The following is a 277-nucleotide window of genomic DNA, read 5'->3' as shown; positions in this document are numbered from 1 at the left end:
ACTGCTTGTGCATGGATGGTGATTGGGCCATCTGCAGTTACAGGAATCGCTGCAGTGATATAGCCATTGCCCAGGTCAGTTGCACTCACGGTGTAGTCAGTGCCGTTAACATTCACGACAGTGCCCACTACTGCATCCGGACCCAACGCAACACGGGCATTAAAGCTACCGTCTGTGCCAAGTTCTGATGCATTGATGATGCCATCAATGTTTAAGTCATCCGGTACTGTAATCGCACCAAGCAAGTTCGCTGCTGCAGTATCTACAGTTACAACCG

Annotated in this window: 1 protein-coding gene; it reads right to left on the bottom strand. The window is 50.2% G+C overall.

Features of this window, described 5'->3' with window-relative positions:
• Positions 1–277, bottom strand: a 277-nt coding sequence (locus ACIF8R_RS18380) for a hypothetical protein (protein ID WP_396482481.1), incomplete at both ends; no start/stop codon positions are given.

The sequence above is a fragment of the Acinetobacter sp. ABJ_C4_1 genome, assembly GCF_044538495.1.
In the GTDB taxonomy this organism is placed as follows: domain Bacteria; phylum Pseudomonadota; class Gammaproteobacteria; order Pseudomonadales; family Moraxellaceae; genus Acinetobacter; species Acinetobacter nosocomialis_A.
Note: the sequence above shows the minus strand (reverse complement) of the source record. Positions and strands in the feature narration are given on the sequence as shown.